20 protein-coding genes, 3 pseudogenes and 2 riboswitches are annotated in these 23087 nt (G+C 37.5%); of the genes and pseudogenes, 17 read left to right on the top strand and 6 right to left on the bottom strand.

Annotation, left to right across the window (positions count from 1 at the left end; all coding sequences use genetic code 11):
- Both C8K15_RS12050 and C8K15_RS12045 read left to right on the top strand, forming a co-directional pair.
- The coding region (locus tag C8K15_RS12050; RefSeq protein ID WP_233260464.1) for a hypothetical protein at positions 1-651 on the top strand (651 nt) is incomplete at its 5' end.
- A gap of 552 nt (positions 652-1203) precedes the next feature.
- Positions 1204-5340 carry a S8 family serine peptidase gene (locus C8K15_RS12045; RefSeq protein ID WP_108586644.1) on the top strand — a complete coding sequence of 1379 codons (4137 nt, stop codon included), beginning with the start codon at positions 1204-1206 and terminating at the stop codon, positions 5338-5340.
- A 239-nt stretch (positions 5341-5579) separates the two neighbouring features.
- Here the strand turns inward: C8K15_RS12045 and C8K15_RS12040 are convergent, their stop codons facing one another.
- From C8K15_RS12040 to C8K15_RS12035, 3 genes are all read right to left on the bottom strand, one after another.
- Positions 5580-5864 carry a hydrolase gene (locus tag C8K15_RS12040; protein WP_108586643.1) on the bottom strand — a complete coding sequence of 95 codons (285 nt, stop codon included), beginning with the start codon at positions 5862-5864 and terminating at the stop codon, positions 5580-5582.
- Positions 5865-6367: 503 nt separating this feature from the next.
- A complete protein-coding gene (locus tag C8K15_RS20330; protein WP_158268307.1) occupies positions 6368-6532 on the bottom strand; it encodes a hypothetical protein in 165 nt (54 codons plus the stop codon).
- Positions 6533-6612: 80 nt separating this feature from the next.
- Positions 6613-7203 (bottom strand): vWA domain-containing protein, encoded by a 591-nt coding sequence (locus tag C8K15_RS12035; RefSeq protein WP_233260463.1) that lies wholly within the window; start codon positions 7201-7203, stop codon positions 6613-6615.
- 90 nt (positions 7204-7293) lie between these two features.
- Between C8K15_RS12035 and C8K15_RS12030 the strand changes: the two genes are divergently transcribed.
- The 5 genes and pseudogenes from C8K15_RS12030 (at position 7294) to C8K15_RS12010 (ending at position 11745) form a co-directional block, all read left to right on the top strand.
- Positions 7294-7788 (top strand): hypothetical protein, encoded by a 495-nt coding sequence (locus C8K15_RS12030; RefSeq protein ID WP_108586641.1) that lies wholly within the window; start codon positions 7294-7296, stop codon positions 7786-7788.
- Between the two features lie 127 nt (positions 7789-7915).
- Positions 7916-8608: pseudogene (locus tag C8K15_RS12025) on the top strand (HAD hydrolase-like protein); the annotation flags it as partial.
- 93 nt (positions 8609-8701) lie between these two features.
- A complete protein-coding gene (locus C8K15_RS12020) occupies positions 8702-9235 on the top strand; it encodes a dihydrofolate reductase family protein (protein ID WP_108586640.1) in 534 nt (177 codons plus the stop codon).
- A gap of 485 nt (positions 9236-9720) precedes the next feature.
- Positions 9721-10647: pseudogene (locus tag C8K15_RS12015) on the top strand (M14 family zinc carboxypeptidase); the annotation flags it as partial.
- A 57-nt stretch (positions 10648-10704) separates the two neighbouring features.
- The gene (locus C8K15_RS12010) at positions 10705-11745 is read left to right on the top strand and encodes a M14 family zinc carboxypeptidase (RefSeq protein WP_108586639.1); all 1041 of its coding nucleotides are present in this window, start codon (positions 10705-10707) and stop codon (positions 11743-11745) included.
- Between the two features lie 180 nt (positions 11746-11925).
- On the opposite strand, the gene C8K15_RS12005 is transcribed toward C8K15_RS12010, so the two are convergent.
- A complete protein-coding gene (locus tag C8K15_RS12005; protein WP_108586638.1) occupies positions 11926-12618 on the bottom strand; it encodes a hypothetical protein in 693 nt (230 codons plus the stop codon).
- Between the two features lie 221 nt (positions 12619-12839).
- Between C8K15_RS12005 and C8K15_RS12000 the strand changes: the two genes are divergently transcribed.
- Together C8K15_RS12000 and bioB are read left to right on the top strand one after the other, a co-directional pair.
- Complete coding sequence (locus tag C8K15_RS12000) at positions 12840-13109, top strand: hypothetical protein (protein ID WP_108586637.1); 270 nt, start codon at positions 12840-12842, stop codon at positions 13107-13109.
- Between the two features lie 288 nt (positions 13110-13397).
- Complete coding sequence (gene bioB, locus C8K15_RS11995) at positions 13398-14402, top strand: biotin synthase BioB (protein ID WP_108586636.1); 1005 nt, start codon at positions 13398-13400, stop codon at positions 14400-14402.
- A gap of 177 nt (positions 14403-14579) precedes the next feature.
- On the opposite strand, the gene C8K15_RS11990 is transcribed toward bioB, so the two are convergent.
- Positions 14580-14876: a hypothetical protein gene (locus C8K15_RS11990; protein ID WP_108586635.1), complete on the bottom strand. Its 297-nt coding sequence runs from the start codon at positions 14874-14876 to the stop codon at positions 14580-14582.
- 217 nt (positions 14877-15093) lie between these two features.
- Here C8K15_RS11990 and C8K15_RS11985 point away from each other — a divergent pair, with 217 nt between their 5' ends.
- On the top strand, positions 15094-16356 hold the full coding sequence (locus C8K15_RS11985; protein WP_108586634.1) for a TraB/GumN family protein: 1263 nt from the start codon (positions 15094-15096) through the stop codon (positions 16354-16356).
- Between the two features lie 483 nt (positions 16357-16839).
- On the top strand, positions 16840-17241 hold the full coding sequence (locus tag C8K15_RS11980; protein ID WP_369973743.1) for a GNAT family N-acetyltransferase: 402 nt from the start codon (positions 16840-16842) through the stop codon (positions 17239-17241).
- 315 nt (positions 17242-17556) lie between these two features.
- Here the strand turns inward: C8K15_RS11980 and C8K15_RS11975 are convergent, their stop codons facing one another.
- A complete protein-coding gene (locus C8K15_RS11975) occupies positions 17557-18201 on the bottom strand; it encodes a formylglycine-generating enzyme family protein (protein WP_199224108.1) in 645 nt (214 codons plus the stop codon).
- Between the two features lie 134 nt (positions 18202-18335).
- On the opposite strand from C8K15_RS11975, the pseudogene dnaN reads away from it, so the two are divergent.
- The 6 genes and pseudogenes from dnaN to thiE form a co-directional block, all read left to right on the top strand.
- Positions 18336-18953, top strand: a pseudogene (dnaN, locus tag C8K15_RS11970) (DNA polymerase III subunit beta); the annotation flags it as partial.
- A gap of 75 nt (positions 18954-19028) precedes the next feature.
- Positions 19029-19730 carry a YjjG family noncanonical pyrimidine nucleotidase gene (locus tag C8K15_RS11965; RefSeq protein ID WP_108586632.1) on the top strand — a complete coding sequence of 234 codons (702 nt, stop codon included), beginning with the start codon at positions 19029-19031 and terminating at the stop codon, positions 19728-19730.
- A gap of 112 nt (positions 19731-19842) precedes the next feature.
- A riboswitch (TPP riboswitch) is annotated at positions 19843-19941 on the top strand.
- 65 nt (positions 19942-20006) lie between these two features.
- Positions 20007-20102: riboswitch (TPP riboswitch) on the top strand.
- Between the two features lie 68 nt (positions 20103-20170).
- On the top strand, positions 20171-20851 hold the full coding sequence (gene tenA, locus C8K15_RS11960; protein ID WP_108586631.1) for a thiaminase II: 681 nt from the start codon (positions 20171-20173) through the stop codon (positions 20849-20851).
- Positions 20841-21593 carry a hydroxyethylthiazole kinase gene (gene thiM / locus C8K15_RS11955; RefSeq protein ID WP_108586630.1) on the top strand — a complete coding sequence of 251 codons (753 nt, stop codon included), beginning with the start codon at positions 20841-20843 and terminating at the stop codon, positions 21591-21593. The genes tenA and thiM overlap by 11 nt, the downstream gene beginning before the upstream one ends.
- Positions 21590-22414, top strand: coding sequence for a bifunctional hydroxymethylpyrimidine kinase/phosphomethylpyrimidine kinase (gene thiD / locus C8K15_RS11950; protein WP_199224106.1), 825 nt, complete (start codon positions 21590-21592; stop codon positions 22412-22414). The genes thiM and thiD overlap by 4 nt, the downstream gene beginning before the upstream one ends.
- Positions 22404-23036 (top strand): thiamine phosphate synthase, encoded by a 633-nt coding sequence (thiE, locus tag C8K15_RS11945; protein ID WP_108586629.1) that lies wholly within the window; start codon positions 22404-22406, stop codon positions 23034-23036. The genes thiD and thiE overlap by 11 nt, the downstream gene beginning before the upstream one ends.
- The last annotated feature ends 51 nt before the right edge of the window (positions 23037-23087 follow it).

Genomic DNA, 23087 nt, shown 5'->3' with positions numbered 1-23087 from the left:
CGAGAGGAATGGAAAAAAACACTCTATTATGCTCGAAAACTAGAGAAAATAGCTAGAGAAGGGGAACATTATGGAAGAGCCCTTGTGTACCAGAGTCTTGCATTACAACGCCTAGGGAGCTCTTTAGAAGAAGTTTTAGCCCTTATAGATCGTTATGAGCAAGTCAGTGATTATTATGCAGGTGCAGCTATTGGGAATCGATTTTGTGTTTTTTTAGATTTCGGTCAGTTCGAATATGTGGATGAATACTTAAATTGGTTAGAAGGCAGGGACGATATGTTTGCTGGTTTACCGCGAGTATTGGAGGCGTATGTCCATCTGCATCGATTAGAGGATGTTGAGAGATTGATATATAGATTTCAAGATGTTATCCAAGACTGGGCTGCCAGTATTCATCCGTATCAGCAACAATTGTACTTGCGTTTCCGTTATGCTTATGCTTTGTACCATTTTGAAAACAAGCGGTTTTCAGAAGGGCTGTATGAAGTGTTGGATGTAGCATATGCGGCAAATCAGATCGGAAATAGAGAGAGATTTAAACAATGCATTCTTATTTATTGGGAATATAGAGAATACGTCACAGTCGAACATGAAGCAATGTATGTGAAGTTATTCCAAACAGAAAATATGATCAAACAACTTTTAAAATAAGAAGCGGTTTATTCCCCTATAATTTGTTGGTTATTCAATTCACTTAGAAGAAAGCAAGCGGAATTTTTCATTATTAAAAATTAACATGCGCATGAATAAGTAATAAAAAAGAGGTCTCAAAGTGGAGACTTCTTTTTTATTATCTTAAAAAATAAAATTGATAAATGCGGCAAATCAAATAGGGAATATGAAAAGATTGAAACAATGCCTTCAAGTTTACAGGGAATTTTGATCCTATGCGACTGCTGAACCTGAAGAAAAATATATACAATTATTAAGATAAGAAGAATTTAACTGTCCAAAAAGGTTGGCTCAGTAACAGGTTGTTCTTGCATTTGTTTGTGTAAAAGATCTGTAAAGGTAATAAGAATGTATTTGATTCACATTAAACGAATAAGGTCATCAGATATAAGCTGGAAAGAGAAACCACTGTTTTAAGATTTCTGATTTCCTTAAAAAAAATGAACTTGATAGAATTTTTCAAAAACTAATATTCTATCAACCTTATATACAATTAAGATGTAACCAACGCAGTAAGAAGGGGAGAGGAATATGATACAGAAGTTTGTAAAGAATACCGCAATCTTTGCGCTCAGCACCGGAGTTATGCTTAGCACCTTGCCAAACATCATCAATAATGCCGCTGTTAGCGCAAAATCACCAACATCATTCGAACAAGTATTATCAAATCTTACGCCAGCTCAGAGACAAGCTATTAGACAGCTGAAAACGAAGGACCAAGGAGGACTTCAATTATCTCCTGAAGTAGATTTAAAAAGTGATGCTCCGATTTCAATCATTGTTGAATTTAAGGACAAGCCAGAAAAAACCGCAGTTTTAGTAGCACAAGCGGAAGGCAAATCTCTTGATTCTGCTGAGGCAAAACAAAAAGTAGAGGCTGCACATGAAACGTTTCAAACCGATTTGAAAGTGATTTTCAAAAATGAGCTAAAAGAAAAGAAAAATTCTTACACAGTTAAGCGGACATATAAACATGCGTTTAACGGGGTTGCCATGACACTTCCTGCCAACAAGGCCAAAGCTTTGCTTCAATCAAAGGCAGTAAAGACAGTCTGGAGCGATATGCAGGTACAGGTAGAGTTACCGGTAGAAGAACAAGCATCGAAACAGCAAATTGATACTCATACAATGGTAACCTTTCCCGGCATCGAAAAGCTTCATCAAGAAGGCTTTACGGGAAAAGGTGTGAAGGTTGGGATTCTCGATACAGGAATTGACTACAATCACCCGGACTTAAAAGATGCCTATAAAGGTGGATATGATTTCGTGGACAACGATAACGATCCAATGGAAACAACGTATGATGATTGGGTGAAAGCAGGACAACCGTGGTCAGGTAAAAAATATTATACCGAACATGGAACGCATGTGGCCGGAATCATTGCTGGACAAGGAGAAAATAGCACGGACTTAGCAGTTACAGGTGTGGCGCCAGACGCTGACATTTATGCGTACCGTGTGTTAGGTCCGTACGGTTCTGGTAGTACCACAGCAATATTAGCAGGGATTGACCAAGCGGTAGCGGATGGAATGGACGTCATAAACATGTCCCTCGGCGCGAATATTAATGACCCGTTGTTTGTGACAAGCATCGCGGTTAACAATGCCGTAATGGCAGGCGTAACTGCAGTGGTGTCAGCAGGAAATTCCGGAAATAAGATGTATACGCTTGGCGCACCTGGAGGTTCTCCGTTGGCTCTTACTGTTGGGGCCAGCGACACATCTGTAACTATTCCAACATATAAAGGAACGCTTCATGCGAGTACGGTTGTATCAGCTGATTTGAAGCTGGTTGCAAGAGGATTTAGTGATAAAATCGAGGAGTTCCAAGGACAAAACTTGCCAGTTGTGGATGTAGGGCCAGGTGATGCTTCCTCATATAAAAACAAAGATGTGAATGGAAAACTTGTTCTCGCGGCTCGTGGAACATTTGATCTGAATAATATTATGGCTACGGCGAAAGCAAATGGAGCCATGGCGGTTCTGTTGTACAATACAAATCCGCCGTTACAAGATGTGTATTTAGGAGAAGGATTTAATTCTATTCCTGTATTCTCTCTAAATAATGAACAAGGAACAGCAATAAAGGAAAAATTAGCTTCCGGCAATCCAACGTTCTCCTTTGATGATATGAGTCAAGTAGTAACAGAAGGGAGCGTATTAGCTGACTTCAGCTCTCGTGGCCCATCCCGTGTATTGTATGATATTAAACCCGAAGTAACCGCGCCTGGGGTATCTGTATTATCGACTGTGCCGTCTTATGTGCACGGACCCGATCAAATAGGAAATTATCAATATGCTTACGAGCGCTTATCCGGCACATCTATGGCAGCCCCTAACGTTTCAGGCGTGGCGGCGCTGTTATTGCAAGCCAATCCGAAGGCCACACCATCCGAAGTGAAGGAAAAATTGATGAACACAGCTGATCCGTTAAACGGGGACTATAGCGTATTTGAAGTTGGGGCAGGACAAGTCGATCCGTACGAAGCGGTTCATTCTCAAACACGAATCGAAGTAGTCGATAAAACGGAAGGGAAATATGATAAAAAAGGAAATCTAAAAAACATAAAGGATGACACAGGAGCAATCAGCTTCGGTACATTTGCGCCAAATGGAAAAAATGTGCAGGATAGCCGTTCTCTAGTTATCTACAACAACAGTAAACAAGTAAAAGAGTACGATGTGAAAGTACAGTTCCAGCCGGACCGAAGAGGTTCAAAGGATGCGGCTGCAAATGGTGTTCAAATCGTAACGGATAAGACAATGACAGTAAAGGGCAATTCGAAAAAGAATTCAAATGTCTTAATTAACGTACCAAAGGCAGCAGCATTAGGAACGTATGAAGGATATATCACGTACACAAACAAAAATAACCTGGAAGAAACATACCAAGTTCCGTTTGCAATTCATACAGTGGAAGAAGGAATCGATCATATCGCGGTAGATCCACCTGCCTTTACGACAGCGGTTGAGGCAGGGTATAACGGAATAAGATGGTCAGTCGGCCTTTTATTCCAATTAAAATCTCATATGCGCACAATGGATCTATTCCTTGTAGATCCGAAAACGAACCAAGAAATTGGCTTCCTTGGCACATTGGAAGGCCTCGGTGCGGATGAGAATATTGAATATTATCTAAGAGGCGTAATGAACGAAGGGTATTATTATCCGTTAACGGGAAATCCGGATCACCCGATTGCGTATGATCATGAACAAACCGAACCGGGATTGTACAAAATCAGGCTCGTAGGGACAAATGACCAGGGAAAAACCTTTAGCTCAGATGCTCCGGTTTACTATAGTGTTACGCAGCCAACTCTCAATCTCAGCGCGGACTCTGGTGTATATGAATATAGCCCAGACCAACAAACCGCATCGTTAACAGGCTCGGTATATGATAAAGATGTCGAAGAGATGAAAGCTGGCGGCATGAACGTCTCTCAAGCAGATAATAAAGTAGTCTATACAATGCCGGGTAGTGGGGGAGGACTGGGAGGAGGGACTAAGAGCGTATCGGTACCGGTTGACGCAAACGGAAAGTTTACCACACAAATCCCGATGAATCCCAATGTACAACCATTACGAGTGCAAATGTATGCAGAAAACAAGGCGACAGTACGGAACTATTCAAGTTATAAGTACCTATACTATGTGAAGCAAGGCACGCCGTATGGGACAGCCATTCCTGATAAACAGAAAGTAAAAGCGGGCGATACAGTGACGGTTACCCTTTCCATGAACAATATGACAAACATGAAGCAAGCAGTGTATTCATTGATTGATAGTGTAAAAAATGTCGATGTGGTAAGTATTAAACCACATGCGACATTGGATGGGAAATTAGATCTAAAGACAGAGAATATAGATGTAAATGGAAACGGAACTACAATAAAAACGAAGATCACTGCTACACTAACTGGTGATGTAGCACAAACAGGAATTTCTGGAAAAGCTCCGTTGGTAGATATCACATACAAAGTGAAAGATGATTCTAACAGTGTAAGCCGGGAGTTAACACAATTCAATGCATCGTATATAAATACAGATGGCACGACGAAGTCCGCATTTGGTATTAGTCTTCCTTATCAGGTTGAACGAACTTACTCCTACATGAAATCGTTTGTCTATGGAGAAGCGTTTATGATTCCTCATCTTGATGAGCCATCATCAGCCTTGGATTATGTAAAGGCAGGTGCAAAAGTCAAAGTGACAGATGAAGCAGGAAAGGAATATTCAAACAAGATAGGAAGTATTGCGTTTCCTTGGTCGTTATCATCTAATTTACCGCTAACGGATAAACCATTTACACTAGAGGTAGATATGCCGGGACATTTCACTGTTAAGAAAACCTTTACGATCGGGTTGAAAGAAAATGGTGAAGTTAAACCTTATTCGAAAGCACTCTATTATAACAATGCACCTGCAGGAGATGTGAATAAAGATCATGTGATCGATATTCATGATGCGCTTTACATTCAAACCTATTGGAAAACAAATAAACGTGAAGCCGACATCAACTATGATGGTGTGGTAGATGAGAAAGATATGCAGTATGTGGTGAATAACTACTTAATTCAAAACCCATGGATGTTGGACAAGGCTCCAAAACCAGAGAAGAAATACAAAAAGAAAACAGTAAATGATGTTCTTCTCGAGGTGGGAATGTAGTAATGGATAAGAGCACTATATGATAGACTAGATTCAATTGTAATAACCTAAACTTAAAAATCGGTGACTATCGTTTAGTAAGGAAAAACAAAAAAAAGTCGATTCCCTAGCGTAAGGGAATCGGCTTTTTGCATATCAAAATATGCTTAGTATAATTTCAACTAAATAATTTGTTCAATATAGAATGTTTATTATATTGAGAAAGGCCTCTTCTATAAAGAAAGAGACCCTCTTATAACTCAGTCAGCTTCAATTCGAATAGCTATAATCTCTTGACAGTCTATGATAAGTGTTGAACCAGGTTCTGTTGTTGGATCAGTAAAGAATGCACAGCAATTCTCTTGGTCAAAGGTTATAAAAATAACATCTTCTATCACCTGACCACCGGATAAGAAAAGATCAACTTCAGTCTGTGTTTGTAATCGTCTTAATTGATCACAAACACAACCTTTACAATGATTGACATCTTCCGCGGCATTTCTTGTATCACGACAACCGTTTCTTGTATTTCTCGTATTTTCCATTTTCAAGACCTCCTTTCTAGTTTTAATAGTCTTGCATTCATATCTTATGATTTTAAAATGAAAAGTGATTGTACATTTTGTCTAGTTTCAATAGAGTTATTTAATTCGGAAGTCTTAGAGCTACATTCTTTCGTATAAGAATTATATTATTCTTAAAATAAATTCGTAAAAAAGAAGTCCATTTTATGAACAGTTGATTATGGATTAGTAGTTTGAAAGGTATGTAAAGTGAAATTTTTTAATTAAAAATATCTATATAGTTTCAATTCTAAATCACCATTAGTTTCTTGTTTAATTGAACTAACTAGTGCTTAACTGGATTTAGAGCAATTGCTGAAAAGAAATATGCGGAAAACCCCAAGGACTATCTTATACGTTGAGTGAGCTGGGATTTCCAATGGTGATTTTTTTATATATACTTACTATTAAGGTGTTTCCTGAAGTTTTTAAGTATGGGATTATATAGCTATTAAAAGATTAGCACCTGCAGGAAATATTTTCCGTTAAAACCGATAGGGGATAAGAATTTCTAAACTAAATTCAACATGTGAATCTCTTGTTGGGGAATGGAAGGAAGGCTCAGATTGAAATTGATTAGGACATTCAAGAGCGGACGAAATAGTATCTTCGGCCGCTTGGTCTAGTGCTATGGGTGTCCATTCATTCATCAGCTGCAATAAAATTTTCAAGAAATTACCTTAAGGTCTCGTCAATCAATTTGAAAATATCTGTATTTAAAAGATAAGCATTATCGCTTTCTTCTCTTCGCCACATTCTCATTGACCATTTCATACATAGACTCAACACCTACTTCAGAAGCTACAAAGTTAAATGCATTCTCTGCTTGAATACCCATACTACTGGCTTCCTTAGCCGCATCCATGTTTGCACCGATGAAAATGAACTCCCATGAATATTTATCTTCCTGTTGCTTAATGAGCTTTTTCACTTTATCATGCGTAAATTCACAACTAGCATTTTCCATTCCGTCTGTTGTGATGACAAATATGACTTTGCCTGGTTTTAGCTCTTCTGGAGTTTTCGAAAGTCGATGACCGACATCCACAATTGTCTTTCCTACTGCATCGAGCATGGCAGTAGTGCCTCTTACATAATAATTATCATGGGTTATCTTTGCTCCAGCCGCATTGATGCCGTCCCATAGTATTTCGTATTGATCGTCAAACAGGACTGTCGTGAGCGATACTTTCCCATCAAGTTGGCATTGCTTTTCAATAAACGCATTAAAACCACCGATGGTATCACTTTCAAGTCCAGACATAGAACCGCTTCGATCAAGCAGGAAAATAATTTCTGTTAGATTGTTATTCAAAGTCATCATCCTCTTTCGTTTGTTGGTAAACTAATCATAACCAGTTTTCAAATCGATTTGGTCGCCTGAAAAGCGACATTTTAGGAGGCGAATCTTTTGATCAATACCCAAATATTAAGTGAGTTAGAAGAGTACATACAAGATCACTTGTATACCGAGACGATTTCTTACAACGTAGAATCTAAATTGGATTTAGAATACACCTTACAATCAGAAAATATTACGATTGATTTGGAGGACTATATAAAAAATCATCGCAAACCGACATTGAACGAAGTGTTGTTTCGCTTGATTGACAAATCAGGTGCAAGAGACGTAGATATTTACAAAAAGGCAGGTATCGATCGGAAGCTGTTTTCTAAAATTCGTTCCAATGCAGATTATCGGCCAGGAAAAAACACCACCATTGCTCTCGCTTTGGCCTTAGAGCTAAATACTCAGGACACCGATGCGCTACTGAGTTCTGCAGGTTACTCGTTATCAGACAGTAATATATTTGATTTGGTTATCCAGTTTTGTTTGGAAAATAAAATCCATGATCTCTTTTTGGTCAATGAAGTATTGGAACATGTCAATCAGAAAACATTATAGGAAGTCTACGTAGTATTGAGACATTGAGTTAATAAAGATTGAAGGGAAATAATGAGGAAACTACTGGTAATGAAGCTAATGCTTGGCTATAAAACGGCTTCTATTTCAATGGGTAAAAATTTGTAAATCTCCGAAGGGATGGAGCGTAATGTCATTAACAATAATTTTCGATATGGATGGTACGTTATTTCAAACTGATAAAATACTAGAGCTATCCTTAGAGGATACGTTTAATTATTTAAGGTCTTCTAATTTGTGGGATAAAAAGACACCTATTGAGGTGTACCGTGAGATAATGGGAGTCCCGTTACCAGTCGTATGGAATACCTTACTGCCTAACCATTCAATTGAGATTCGAACAAAAGCGAATGAATTATTCCACGAGAAATTAATCGATAATATAAACATGGGCAAAGGGGCACTGTATCCGAATACAGAGGAAGTCCTAAGCTATTTAAAAAATAATAATCATCCAATATTTATTGCAAGCAATGGTCAAACCGAATATTTAAATGCCATAGTAAAATATTATAAATTAGACAAATGGATTACCGAGACTTTCAGTATTCAACAAATCCCTTCACAAAATAAAACTGATTTGGTTAACACGATTTTAAAGAAATATAAAGTGGTAAAAGGTGTAGTTATTGGAGATCGACTTTCTGATATTAATGCAGCAAAGTCCAATGGATTAATATCAGTAGGTTGCAATTTTGATTTTGCTCAAGAAGATGAGCTATCTCAAGCAGACGAAATAATAGACGATTTATTACACGTAAAGGGAATCGTGGACGCATTATCTGCTCCAACCTCTTATTAATAGATAGCGTACAACAAATGCAATGTTTATGCTGTAAGAATGACAATATGTGTTGAGAATCACTGATAGTACTAGGGAGATGAAGAGGATTTCATGAGTAATCAACGAAAATTAGTATTATTTATAGCAACGAGTTTAGATGGTTACATTGCTACAAAAAATGAATCTTTAGATTGGTTATTTAAAGTTGAAGGGGAAGGCGATAATGGGTACTCAGAGTTTTATGAAACTGTGGATACAATATTAATGGGAAGAAGAACTTACGATTGGATTATGAACCAGGAAACAGAGGATTTCCCATATCGTAATAAAGAATGCTACGTTTTTTCAAGATCAGTAAACGAGGATAACAAAGATGTGAAATTTGTAAATGAGAATATAGTTGATTTTACTAACCAACTAAAAAATAAAGATGGAAAAAACATTTGGATTGTTGGAGGCGGAGAACTATTGCATTCTTTTGTAAAAGAGAAATTAGTTGATGAACTTATCCTTACCGTTGCTCCGACTTTGATTGGAACAGGTATTTCTTTATTTAAAGAGGATAATTATCAACTGGATCTTTCTTTGAAAGGAATCAGACACTTCAACCAATTTGTTGAACTCCATTATGAAGTGAAAAAGTGAAAAACATTGTTCAACATTTCCAACTAACGTCTGAATGTACTACGCAATTTATAGGTATAAAAAAGTATACTGAGATTATTAACTACAATTATGTGAATCGACAGCTAGAGAGCTGTCGGTTCTTTTTTTGTGAATTTTCAGTCATCGTTCAGAAATAGGATGTTGTGAAGCATGTAAAAAGTGCTGTTATCTGTTTTTTCATATAGTTCTAATGACTGAATACTTCGGCCTACGAAGAAAACTATTTAGCGGGACGAAATGTTTATCGTTTGAGATGTCTTTTGGTATATATTTTTTTAATTGGATTATAAATACATATTACGAAAGGGCTGAATATTCAAATAATATTTACTCGTCTAATTTTCTTTGTTATGCTGTCTGCGAATCAATGACAAAAAATAGAAATAAAGGGGATGAGTAAAGTACTAAGACTAATGAGGATAAATTAAAATCTAAAGGAGTGGATATTGTGAAGAATAAATGGGCTAGTACAATGTGAAATTCATGGGAACGAAAAAACAGGTACGGTAGCACTCCTTAATTTATTGCAAAAACTTTCAACTAACTCGAAACAAGCACAAGAAATACGTGAGGAATTGACACTTGTTTTCATGCCGATGATGAATCCAGATGCATCTGAAGCTGATAAACGGAGAAACAGTATGACATGGGATGAAGTCCTATACAATTTTCCACAACTCACTGGTACGACACCATCATGGAACTATTTGGACCGAGGCATCAGCCAAAGTTATAACTATGGGGAAAATCCTGGTTTTGACGTGAACCGCGACTTCAATCCGAATCTAAATTATGTGCCTGAAGCACAAGACTTTCCAGGTGCTTCTAATACGCCAGGTTGGTTCATTACACCAGAATCCCAGACTACTCGAGATGTATACAAATCACTAAAAGATGAGTATGGAAATGTAGATGTCTTTATCGATCTACATCACCAAGGTATGTACTACGTGGAGGGTACAGATGACGAAGTAACGCTTTCCTTATCCGCTCAGTTTGTTCCGGATCCAAATACGTCGGAAGGGGCTAAATACGCCGAATATGCAGAAAACTATAGGTACGATTATTCAAGACAATTAAATGTTGCTGCTTACAATGAACTGCAATCTTACGGTAACTCTAAATTTACGAATATCTCTCTTTATTCCCAAGGACTTGACCTTCCAGGAACAGCACTTGGTAGCTATGCATTAAATGGCAGCGGAACAGTCCTTTTTGAAGTAAGAGGACAGACTCAAATGATGGGGCAGAAAGAAAAAGGACAACTTGTAAAATCAGTAGAACAGGGTCTTACTGGAATTATCGAAGCAGTAGCTGATGGTTCAGTTGAAACATTGAATCCGGAAGATTACGATAATATTCCGCTTACATCTAATAAACCAACCAACTAACATGACAACATTTTACTGATAATGTAAAAAAATGATGAAAACAAAGGAGGAATTTGAATGAAGAAAACCGTACTTACTTTATCGATTGCTGGAGCGATGATCCTCAGCGTATCGCCCTTCGGTTCTCCCGTTGCGAACGCGGTCGGAAATGGTCCTACTTATGGAGGGAATGAAACGATTAATACTTCGATACTCCATACTTATGATGAAATGGTAGACTACCTAAAGAAAGAAGAAGCAAAACAACAGGATATGGAACTTGAAGTAATTGGCCAAAGTATCAAGGGAAGGGATTTATATCTGGCGAAGTATATGAAAAACCCTGAAAATCCAACGATTCTGTTTTTAACCCAGCAGCATGGAAATGAACAGCTTACAACTGAAGGTGCTCTTGAGTTTATTAAGCATCTAGGTACAAACAAGATGAAAGGTGTTACAGACGGGGTGAATATCTTAATCGTTCCTATGCTGAATGCAGACGGCGCCATGGGTGATGTGAACTTCTCTCTTGATGATTATATCGCAAAGGGAGATCGAAATTTAACTCGGTATAATGCAGCGGAAGTAGACTTGAACCGTGATCATGTAACTAAAATTCAACCAGAAACAAAAGCACTGCATAATAATGTTATGAAGAAATATAATATTGATTATATGATTGATCTTCATCATCAAGGAGCAATGAGTGAAAGGGACGGTGAGCTTGTTTCTGGGTCCATTCTTTATCCGACAACTCCAAATGCTGATCCCGAAGTAGTAGAAAAGTCGAAACAACTAGGTGCAGTTGTGTTTGAAGCAATTGATGAAAAAGGCTGGGGCCACCTCGGTAAATACAGCGGGGGCTCTGCTGAAACAATCAGCAGAAACGGTATAGCCGTAGAATACGGTATTTCGACACTGTTATTTGAAATGCGTGGAATGTCCGATCATGAGTACGAATCATATGTGTTAGGGCAAAAGAGCAACGGCTATTTGATTAAACAAACTATTACCACTCTTGAAGCAACGGTAAATGCAATTGCAGACGGTTCGATTGAAACTAAAGACACATCGTTTTGGGATTCACTGGCTTACCAAACAACTCGTCCATCTGAATAATTCAAAAAACGCCTCTAGCCGCAAAATAGTCTTTATTTTAAAAAAGCACAGAAGCTAAGCTATTTTTCCAAGGAGATTAGATGTTTTCAAATTAAACAAAACAGGCATTAGGAAAGAAACCCTTATACCTGTTTTGTTTTTTGGTTAAATTGCCGGAAGTACGAAAGGGATTTTTTAGATTTACATATCTTCGTACGAAGTCATTTTATCCATATTACTCGCAATCATGGCGATGATTGTGCTTGCTTCTTCTTTTGTAAAGGATAAGGCACTTTCTTCTTTATAAAACTCGTCGTCTTCAGACCAGAATCTATTTACTCTACGGAGAACGCCATTTCCAGTCGTACTGACTACCCCAAATTGATAGGTTACTTCCACCTCATCTTCGATTTGGAAAGCAGTTACTTCAGGTGTTTCCCATTCGATTTCAACCTCATTTAGCATGTTTTCCTCTTCTACAATTTCACCGATGTAATACTCTTCTTCATCGTCATCTTCTAAAAGGAATTCATCATCTTCATCATCGTCATTTCCATCAACAGCTACAAACATATCACTATCACCGTTGATGAAATCATGGAAGCTGTCATGAACAGCGTCAATCACATCCTCAATGTCAGCAAGAATTATTCTTGCTGGTTGTTCGAATTCATAATCAAAAGTTTCTACGTAAAACTCTTCATTATGTGGATCAAAGAGGAGGGTACAGAAGTAATCCCTTTCGTTACCTTCCGTCTCGACAAAAAACTCGACTCGTGGATGTTTCGCACTCTGATCAATCGTCATCTGACCGATTTGATCATATTCTTCACAAATTGAATTCAGATGATCCTGTAGCTCACCAGTTACTCTGTTAAACCATTCCATCGACATGCTCTAGTCGCCCCTTTAATTTTAATGTTCTTCTTTCAATCATTTATCTTTTCCTAATTCGGGTATTTTATTCCATGCCAATTAAATCCAACTACCTAATTGCCATATGAAATGAGTGGAAAGTTGAATTCTAACAATAAGATGTAAAATAATCCTACGTATAATCAACAACCGATTCCCAATACTAACGAAGCTGTAAATTAATGAAGGAGGATGATTAAATGAGATTTTTAGCATGGGGTGCAGTTGGTGCTGCTATTTATGGAGTAATTAGAGGAATGCGGAATGGAAATGTTCAACAATTAGTTAAAGATTTCCCGAGTAATTTAAACCCATCGAACTTACAACAGATGATACAGCCATTAGCAGGGATGGCAACAGCAGGAACGGCAACAGCAGGAATGGCGCCAGCAAGAATGACTCAGCCGTTAGCAGCGATGGCGATGTATAATTCTTCAACAAAAAACCAAACAAAAAAACAAGGCGTCTAATTTATACCAAAACGTTCTAATTAACCATTTTGCTACTAAGTTTTTTCATTTAATCATTAACAATAACCCATCCTTGAGCTCGTGCTCAGATGGGTTATTTCTATGTTTTGTAATATAATTTGTATTTTGTGTTAACCATTTTATGTTTTTGGTTTACAATAGAAGTGTGATGTGGCTGAAAACTAGTTTAGTCATGACACCAAAGCTAAAAGAAAAACAAAAGAATGCATTCGAAAAATGAATGAGAATTACGTAACATTATTAACTAAATTAAATGGGGGCTGGAAAATGAATCAATGGATGGAACTTGCAGATCGAGTATTAGATGAAGTGGAAATAACAAATCTAGAGGCACTTTCAATCTTAGAATGTCCAGATGACGATGTACTGTTACTTATGCATGCTGCTTTTAAAATTAGAAAGCGCTATTATGGCAAAAAGGTGAAGCTTAATATGATTATTAATACAAAGTCAGGACTGTGTCCGGAAAACTGTGGTTACTGCTCTCAGTCTTCTATTTCGACAGCACCAATTGAAACTTACAGAATGGTTAATAAGGATACTATTCTAGAAGGGGCAAAGCGTGCACATGAATTAAACATAGGAACATACTGTATTGTGGCAAGTGGTAGAGGGCCATCTAATAGAGATGTCAATCATGTGGTGGATGCGGTTAAAGAAATAAAGGAGACCTATGGATTGAAAATTTGTGCATGTCTTGGGCTGTTGAAACCAGAACAAGCGATTCGTCTAAAAGAAGCTGGGGTAGATCGTTACAATCATAATATTAATACATCCGCTAGCAATCATTCGAACATTACAACTTCACATACATACGATGATCGTGTCAAAACAGTAGAAACGGTAAAAGAATCTGGAATGTCACCATGTTCAGGTGTCATTGTAGGGATGAGGGAAACAAAGCAAGATGTTGTCGATATGGCTAACAGTTTAAAAGCCCTTGATGCGGATTCGATTCCAGTTAACTTTTTACACGCGATTGATGGTACACCATTAGAAGGTGTAAAAGATTTAAATCCACTTTATTGTTTAAAGGTTTTGGCATTATTCCGTTTTATTAATCCAACAAAAGAAATTCGAATTTCAGGGGGACGAGAAGTTAACCTTCGTTCATTGCAGCCATTGGGACTATATGCGGCCAATTCAATCTTCGTGGGTGATTACTTAACAACGTCTGGACAAGAAGAAAGTGAAGACCATAAAATCTTACTCGATTTAGGATTTGAGGTAGAGTCTGTAGAAGAAATGAAAGCAAGCCTTGTGGGAAATTAAAAGGGGAAAATGTTTCAAGGATTTATAAACCTGCAAGTTAGTTGATCGTTTGGTGTTTAACCACCAAACGATCTTTTTTTGTAATTAAATGCTATTGTCTTTTTAATATTTCTAGTTCTTGTTGGTTATTTGCAAATAAAAAAGGGAACGTCCTTGAAGTGGAAGTTCCCTCATTATTCAACCAGGATAGGACTCTAAAAATTCTTCATGACTTATCGAAAAAATTCTTTGATAGTTAGAAACCGCATTAATTCTTTCGACAATACGAGGGTCTTCAGTCATATACAATTTCATTTGATGTATTTCATTATGGTTTTCCATGTAATGAGCTTCTATTTTGTCCATTGCATAGTGAAATAAAGTAATGATCTGCTCTTTTTTATTAGTATTAGGAATGACAACATAGTATACATATTCATCTCTTATTCCTAAATACTCCCCATTCTCGTCCTTAAAATATTTAAATAATAACATTACCTAGCTCCTTAAACTTAATACCTTTATTGTAAGCATATTAAATACTTTTTATTCCTTCTTTGACAGGTGAGCTGGAGAAGATGATCTACCGGCTTCATAAAATTATTGAATCTAAAGTTAATTTGGTTTTTATTCCAAATGATGGAACTTTTTCTTGCTCAATTCGTAAATAACACATAACAAAAGAAATTATGACTAGAAAAGGGGAGCACTATTGCTAAATACAACAAAATACATATTTCTATTAGGAATTTTCTTGGTTTTTACTACGGCTTGCTCACCAACAACGGAAACGGAAACACAGAAAGAGTTTTTTGAAGATAAAGCATTTGAGTCCGTTGTTCTACAGGAACTTGATAGTAAGGAAGTAAATGTTAAGAAAGATGATTTTGCAGCCATTGAATCACTGAAAGCTTCTGAAACAGGGATAACAGACCTGGATGGTATTGAATTATTAACCTCGCTTAATTACTTGGATGTTACCGGGAATGATATTGATGATTTATCACCTTTATTATCGTTAGAAAATTTATCTGAAGTTCACCTTGGGGACGTTTACTTCTCTGGAGATATGGAAGCACCTGTGTGGAGTGTGCTAGAAAACCTAAAGAAAAAAGGTGTGGAAGTTCATACTAATGCACGACTTTCTTTTGAAGAACATGATGGGCCTTCGGAAGGTGTCTTTTACAAAGTACAGAAAGATAATCAAACAGTTTATTTACTAGGTTCCATTCATCTAGGAGACCAAAGTTTGTACCCTCTAAATGAACAAATTAATACTGCGTTTGAAGAAGCTGATCACTTAGCTGTTGAAATCGATATAGAAGAACTGGATGAAATGAAAGTTTCTCAAACCATTATGCAACAAGGAATGTATCAGGATGGAACAGTTCTCTCTGAAGTGGTTGAAGAGGATGTTTTCAATGATGCATTGGAGCAATTGTCAGCTTTAGGTATGAATGAAGAAATAGTTGACCAATTTCAACCATGGTTTGTAACGATGTTGCTCTCTGAAGTCGCGTTACAAGACACTGCATTAAATGCAGAATTCGGGATAGATAAACACTTCATTGACCGTGCAAAAGATAAGAATTTACCAATTATTAGTCTTGAATCTGTAGAAAGTCAGATTACCTCGATTAGTTCTGCGACAGAAGAAGAGCAAATTGATAGTCTTGAATATGCGCTTGTATCTATCAATGATTCTGAAGAAGAATTAACCCAATTAATGCGTGTTTGGCGCTCTGGCAACACCGATGTGTTTGCACAGTTGAGAGAAATGAATCAAGGTTCTGATCAGTTAGCAATGGACGAAAGAGACTTATTAATGACTGATAAAATAGAAGGATTTTTGAATGAAGATGATAAAGATACCTATTTTGTCGTTGTAGGATCGCTACACTTAGCCGGTGATAACAGTATTATCGACTTACTTAAAACTCGAGGTTATTCAGTTATACCTCCTGCTGAATTCTAAACGACTAAATATAGACAGAAGAAAGACGTTCACATAGTATCGGATGGAGGTAATTTAATGGAGTATAGAAAGCTTCTCCATTCAATAGGATTCGTATTGGAGAAGAAACAGGAGAATCATTTGAATTTAATGTAAATAATACAGAAAAAGTTTCTCTGACAATCTATAATTCATTGTACGGAGCAGAAGAATGGTGGAGTTCATATCCGAACTGGTGGAAGGTTTAAATACATAACTACGGAGGCTGCCTGTAAAAGGTGGCTTTTTATATTGTTATAATTGGGAAAGTAATCCTAATATTAAATTAAACGGATACTTATAAACTATCGTCTTTTTAACACCCTTTGGTAAATTAAATGAGTGAAGACATAATTGTTTAATATTGATATTATGGGATAATATAGAATAGTTTGATTATGGTTTTCTATTAAAGGAGTGATTTTTATTTTTACATATAAGATTGATAAAACAACAAAATTAAAGATGCTAGACTTACAAGATGCAAAGCAGTTATTTACATTATTGGATCAATCAAAAGAAAGTTTGAAGGAATGGTTGCCATTTATTGATAGCAATAAGTCTTTAGCAGATACTGAGACATTTATTAAATCAACAATGAAACAGTTCAGTGAGAATAATGGTTTTCAAGCGGGAATTTGGTCCGATGATAAAATTGCGGGTGTAATAGGATTTCATCAAATCAATTGGAATAATAAATCTACTAGTATAGGGTACTGGTTGGGTAAAGGCTTTGAAGGTAAAGGATTAATGACCAAATCAGTAAATACTTTTGTGAATCATGCATTTACTGAATTGAATTTAAATCGAGTAGAGATTCGTGCAGCTGTAGAAAACAAGAAAAGTAGAGCTATTCTATTCCAGTGAGATTGAATTTTTTAGAAGAAGGACGAATTCGCCAATCTGAATGGCTATACGATCATTACGTGGATCATATTGTCTATGGAATGCTTGCTGAGGATTGGAATAAGAAGTGATTTGCTAGTTCATCTGCTAATAGCGGGGGTATTTTTTTGGAGAAAAAACGATGCTCAGGTTGATGGCATTCTCTTTTTTTTTGCGAAAAGCGACTATTCAAGAATAAAGAAGATTTTTCATTTAGGCTATGTGAAATCATAATGTTTTTTGACCAAAAGTAAACCGCCTTTCAGAGAAGGCGGTTAATTGAACTATCATTTTTCGTTAGTAAGACTGGGCAAGACGGAATCCAAGGTCGTCTATGCAAAATGACGGATGGCTACGTCGACGACATGAAGCCCCACAACCCCTTGATTCTTCAGCCCAGCTACCTCCTCGAAAAATTCGGTAGGAGCCGTATACTTGTTCATCATATAAATCCCAACACCATTCCCAAACATTCCCTAACATATCATACAGACCCCATGCATTCGGTTCCTTTCTTCCTACTTCATGGATCTTGCCACCAGAATTTTCATTATACCAGGCAATCTTATCAAGCTCTCCGTATCTATAACCAGTAGTCCCTGCTTTACATGCATATTGCCACTCTGCTTCTGAAGGAAGTCGATAGCCGTCCGATTCCCAGTCACAAATAATGTTTTCACCATCATTACTTATTGAATAACACTCTTTTAGTCCAGCTTTTTGTGACAGTAGATTACAAAAAGAAATTGCATCATTCCAAGAAATATTCACAACCGGTTTTAGATTTCCGTCAAAAGAATTAGGTGATTTATTTGTAATCGAATAGTATAGATCCATATTTACAGGATACTGGGCAAGAAGAAACGGTCTTATTTCAGTTTTCCATGTGCTTTTTATTCTATCGTCTCTTAATTCAATTTCTCCCCCTGGAATTTTCACCATTGGATAGTCAATGTAACTGTTTATTTCATTTGACACTCTACCATCCTCCTGATTATTTTGATGTTACATATTTTACCATACGAATGATTTCTACCATCTAACACAATTACATTTTCGCCTTAGGCAGCCTGTCTAAACTCGTTTGTGTTGCAAATGACAGTCACCGTCTTGCTCGACGAAAAACCACATTGGAGCAAATACCGGAAGGCGAATACAGTGTAATCATTCCAGGCAAGAGCCTTAATGAATTAAGCAAAATTATAGGAGATTCGTCGTCTCCCGTTCATATCGTCATGACAAACCAACAAGTTTTAATTAAAACATCAAGTGTAAGTTTTTACTCTCGTTTAATTGAAGGTATCTATCCCGATACATCTCGATTAATTCCAAATGAATTTAATACGAATGTCACTATTGATGGGAAAGCATTATTTCAAGCGATAGACCGTTCATCTTTAGTAGCACGTGAAGAACGTAATAACATTGTCCGATTCACTTCATTAGAAGGAAATGTCGTTGAGATATCATCTAGCTCAGCTGAAATCGGTAAAGTAGAAGAAGAAATACAAACCACATTAATTGAAGGCGAAGAGTTGAAAACTTCGTTCAGTGCAAAATATATGATGGATGCGTTAAAAGCGGTTGGTGGGCAGGATGTAATGGTTAAGTTCACAGGTTCCATGCGACCATTCATTATTAATTCTGTTCATGATGACGCTGTTTTACAATTGATAGTACCGGTTCGTACATAAAGAAGAAATGTGCATTTAGTAGTATGATGGTTTTAGATTCATTTAAAATGAACCACAAAAAAGGATGAGAAGACTGTGAAGTATGATGTATTAATATTTGATTTAGATGACACTTTGTTTGATTTCGGTGAGACGGAAAAGCATGCACTCGATAATTCATTTCGTGCATTTAGTTTCCCTAATGGTTTAACTGAATACAGAGCAAGTTATAAAGAGATAAGTAAAGGACTTTGGCTTGATTTAGAGCAAGGACGTATCTCGCTTTCAGATTTAAAAGTAGAACGATTCAAGCGTTTATTCCTCCAACATAAACTACTTCTTAATCCAGAAGATTTTGGTCATGCATATATAGAAAATCTAGGAAGAGAAGTACATATGATTGATGGTGTTCAGGATATGTTGACCAATCTATCTAGTTGCAGACTTGTTCTTTTAACAAATGGATTTCAAGATGTTCAACATTCGAGGATTGCTCTTTCGCCACTAAATCAAACATTTGAAGCGATTATTACTTCGGAGGAGTCTGGTTATCAAAAGCCACAAGCAGAAATTTTCGAATATGTCTTTAGAAAGCTGAGTATTAAAGATAAGCAAAGTGTGTTAATGATTGGCGACTCTCTAAGCGCAGATATCCAAGGTGGCAATAATTTCGGAATCGATACCTGCTGGTTTAATCCACATAATAAAGCAAATGAAACAACTATTACTCCAACATATGAAATCAGTAATTATGAAGAATTAGAACAAATCGTAAAGCAAAACGTATTAGTAAAATAATTCAAAGTTGTAAATGGATAAGATTTCCTTGTAAGTATTATAAAAAGAGTGTAATTAATCATCTACAGTCGTTTGTTAGGATGAATTTATTATGCTATTATGAACCTAATTAAAATAGTTGCGGGGGGACGCTTTGGCGTTGAGAAGGTTAAAACCTGACCCTTTGAACCTGTTCGTTAAGACGAACGTAGGGAGCAGAGTACATAGCGTTTCGACGTTTTTCTTTTGTGCTGAAGCTCTCCATTTTGGAGGGCTTTTTTGTTTGCTAATTCAATATTTTAATTGCGGGGGAACTATTTAGTTGAGAAGGTAAAACCTGACCCTTGGAACCTGACAGTTAACACTGACGTAGGGAGCAATGTTTCATTGGAAACGCTCTTTTGTCATGCGCAAAAGGGCGTTTTTTGCACTTGCGTCCATCCGAAAAAGGAGGACTTATAATGACATTTTGTGAAGAAGTACGAGAGGAAACGGATCTTTATTGGCAAGGAAGTTTTGATCACCCATTTGTAAAAGGACTTGTCGATGGAACGCTGCCGCTTGAAAAATTTAAGTTTTACATGATGCAAGACGCTTATTATTTAAAGAATTACACAAAAGTACTCGCGATTGCAGCTTCAAAAGCTGAGACGAACGAAGATATTGCCTACTTTTTAGAAACGGCTCGTCATATCAACGAGGCTGAGCTTGAGTTACACCGAACTGTCTTTAAGGAGCTAGGTATAACTGAAGAAATGGAAGTAAACTTTGAACCATCACCAGCTGCTTATAACTACGTATCACATATGTACAATGCTGCACATAACGGAGATGTTGCAGAGGCTTTTGCTGCGATGTTCCCTTGTCCATGGTTATATCAAGAAATTGGGGAGAAGTATAAAGACGCAAAACCAGGCATCAAGCTATATGAAGAATGGATTGAAATGTATAGTGCACCGGATTACAAAGAAAAAATCGAGCTGCAAAAGGCGATGATGAATCGTTATGCAGAAGAAAATCCAGCCAAGCACTCAGTATTAAAAGCTCATTTTGAAAGAAGTTGCTACTATGAGTGGAAATTCTGGGAAATGCCATGGACATATGAAGACTGGCAAGATGAGGTGAAGAACTATGCCTATTAAACAAATTCGTAATAAGAAGCCACTGGTACATTGCATCACGAACTATGTCGTGGCAAACTTTACCGCTAATGGTTTACTTGCAATTGGTGCGTCACCTGTCATGGCTGATGAAGTAACAGAAGTGGAAGAAATGGTCGCGATTTCAAATGCTCTTTTAATTAATATTGGCACAATCAATACAAGAACGAAAGAAGCCATGTTAATAGCAGGGAAAAGAGCGAATGAGCTTGGAATACCTGTCGTTTTAGATCCAGTTGGAGTAGGGGCAACTTCTTTTCGACAACAAGTAGTAAAGGAATTATTAGAAAATGTCCGATTCGATTTACTCCGCTGTAATGCAGGTGAACTTGCGACCATTGCAGGCGTTTCATGGCAAGCTAAGGGCGTGGACAGTGGTGAAGGTGAGATGGACGTTGCAGTCGTCGCCAAACATGAGGCGAAAAAATGGAACTGTTTAGTGGTGGTCACAGGAGCCTCTGATTATATTACTGACGGTGAGAACGAATTTTGGGTAGCAGGTGGTCATGAACAGATGACAGAGGTAACAGGTACAGGTTGTTTGTTGAGCGCGATTTGTACAGCAGTTCTTAGTTTGGAAGGAGAGGCTCTTTTAAACTTACGTGATGTATTACAAGAATATAAAAAGGTGTCTGAACATGCGGTTCAATCGCCACTTCTTGGCTCTTTCCAGACTGAAGTCTTAAATTCATTGCATCAATTGTCTAGAGGTGAAGCCAATTGAACATCGTGATGACCATAGCAGGCTCAGATAGTAGTGGTGGAGCTGGCATACAAGCAGATTTAAAGACGTTTCAAGAGCTCGGAGTGTTCGGTACAACAGCGATTACAGCGTTAACAGCTCAGAATACACTTGGTGTAGAGGGAGTTTTTCCTGCATCTGTAGACTTTGTTAAACATCAAATCGATGTCGTCTTTCAGGATTTACCCGTAAAGGCAGTCAAGACCGGTATGCTTTTTTCAGCACCAATTATAGAGGAAGTAGCGAAAAGCTTATGTGAGAAAGATGTGCTGCTTGTCATTGACCCTGTGATGATTGCCAAAGGAGGTGCAAGCTTGCTAAAAAATAACGCAGTTGAGGCATTAACGACTAAGCTTTTACCACTTGCAACGGTATTAACTCCTAATATTCCAGAAGCTGAAGTGATTAGTGGTGTTGAGATTAGGTCGGAACAGGATATACAAAAAGCTGCTGAAAAGATATTAGGGCTGGGTGTAAAGTGCGTGGTTATGAAGGGGGGCCACTTAGATGAGCAAAGAACGGCAACGGATACTGTGTTTTTTGCAGATGGTACAAGCTTTAAAATGGAATCTGCCCGTATTGAAACGAAACATACACATGGAACAGGCTGTACTTACTCCGCAGCACTTACAGCATTTTTAGGACAAGGTTGGTCACTAAAAGAGGCAATCATCGGAGCTAAAAAGTTTGTCCAGCTAGCCATTGAAACCCCGTTAAACATTGGGCATGGGCATGGCCCAACAAATCATTTTGCCTATAATATAGCAAAAGGTGTCTGTGAGGTGAACATCATTGAATCGTAACGATTTAGCATTCTATTTCATCATGGGTACCCCGAACTGCATTGAAGAGCCATTACATGTTTTAGAAGATGCATTAAAAGCAGGAATAACCATTTTCCAACTGCGTGAAAAAGGCGAAGGGGCATTAACAGGTAAAACACTTGAACAATTTGCTCGTCAATGCCAAGTATTGTGTAAATCATACAACGTGCCGTTTATTGTGAATGATGATGTGGAGCTTGCCTTGAAGCTCCACGCAGATGGCGTTCACGTAGGACAAGAGGATGTATCACTTACGGAAATTCGCGAAACTTTTAAAGGACGCATCGTAGGCGTTTCTGTGCATACATTCGAAGAGTTGGATCAGGCTGTTAGAGGTGGTGCGGATTATGTAGGGATTGGACCGATTTATGAGACACAGTCGAAATCTGATGCAAAGGCTCCTGCTGGTCTAACTTTTTTGCAAGAAGCGAGAAACTTGTATCGAGATTTTCCGCTTGTAGCAATTGGTGGAATCACAACAAAAAACGCGTACGAAACATTGCTAGCCGGTGCTGATGGGGTTGCTGTCATTTCAGAAATTTGCCAAAGTCAGGACCGACAAGAAACCGTAAGAGCATGTAAAATTCAAATGTGTTTGTAAGTAAGAAACAGATCATGTAAACCTGAGTAATAAATCATAAACATTCTAATG

This window comes from Paenisporosarcina sp. OV554 (assembly GCF_003058165.1).
Taxonomy (GTDB): domain Bacteria; phylum Bacillota; class Bacilli; order Bacillales_A; family Planococcaceae; genus Paenisporosarcina.
Note: the sequence above shows the minus strand (reverse complement) of the source record. Positions and strands in the feature narration are given on the sequence as shown.

Excerpts from the sequence above, each read along its gene's own strand:
- C8K15_RS12045 (WP_108586644.1), top strand. The coding sequence starts at position 1,204 with ATGATACAGAAGTTTGTAAAGAATACCGCAATCTTTGCGCTCAGCACC.
- C8K15_RS12040 (WP_108586643.1), bottom strand. The coding sequence starts at position 5,864 with ATGGAAAATACGAGAAATACAAGAAACGGTTGTCGTGATACAAGAAAT.
- C8K15_RS20330 (WP_158268307.1), bottom strand. The coding sequence starts at position 6,532 with ATGAATGAATGGACACCCATAGCACTAGACCAAGCGGCCGAAGATACT.
- C8K15_RS12035 (WP_233260463.1), bottom strand. The coding sequence starts at position 7,203 with ATGACTTTGAATAACAATCTAACAGAAATTATTTTCCTGCTTGATCGA.
- C8K15_RS12020 (WP_108586640.1), top strand. The coding sequence starts at position 8,702 with ATGAGTAATCAACGAAAATTAGTATTATTTATAGCAACGAGTTTAGAT.
- C8K15_RS12010 (WP_108586639.1), top strand. The coding sequence starts at position 10,705 with ATGAAGAAAACCGTACTTACTTTATCGATTGCTGGAGCGATGATCCTC.
- C8K15_RS12005 (WP_108586638.1), bottom strand. The coding sequence starts at position 12,618 with ATGTCGATGGAATGGTTTAACAGAGTAACTGGTGAGCTACAGGATCAT.
- C8K15_RS12000 (WP_108586637.1), top strand. The coding sequence starts at position 12,840 with ATGAGATTTTTAGCATGGGGTGCAGTTGGTGCTGCTATTTATGGAGTA.
- bioB (WP_108586636.1), top strand. The coding sequence starts at position 13,398 with ATGAATCAATGGATGGAACTTGCAGATCGAGTATTAGATGAAGTGGAA.
- C8K15_RS11990 (WP_108586635.1), bottom strand. The coding sequence starts at position 14,876 with ATGTTATTATTTAAATATTTTAAGGACGAGAATGGGGAGTATTTAGGA.
- C8K15_RS11980 (WP_369973743.1), top strand. The coding sequence starts at position 16,840 with ATGCTAGACTTACAAGATGCAAAGCAGTTATTTACATTATTGGATCAA.
- C8K15_RS11975 (WP_199224108.1), bottom strand. The coding sequence starts at position 18,201 with ATGGTGAAAATTCCAGGGGGAGAAATTGAATTAAGAGACGATAGAATA.
- tenA (WP_108586631.1), top strand. The coding sequence starts at position 20,171 with ATGACATTTTGTGAAGAAGTACGAGAGGAAACGGATCTTTATTGGCAA.
- thiM (WP_108586630.1), top strand. The coding sequence starts at position 20,841 with ATGCCTATTAAACAAATTCGTAATAAGAAGCCACTGGTACATTGCATC.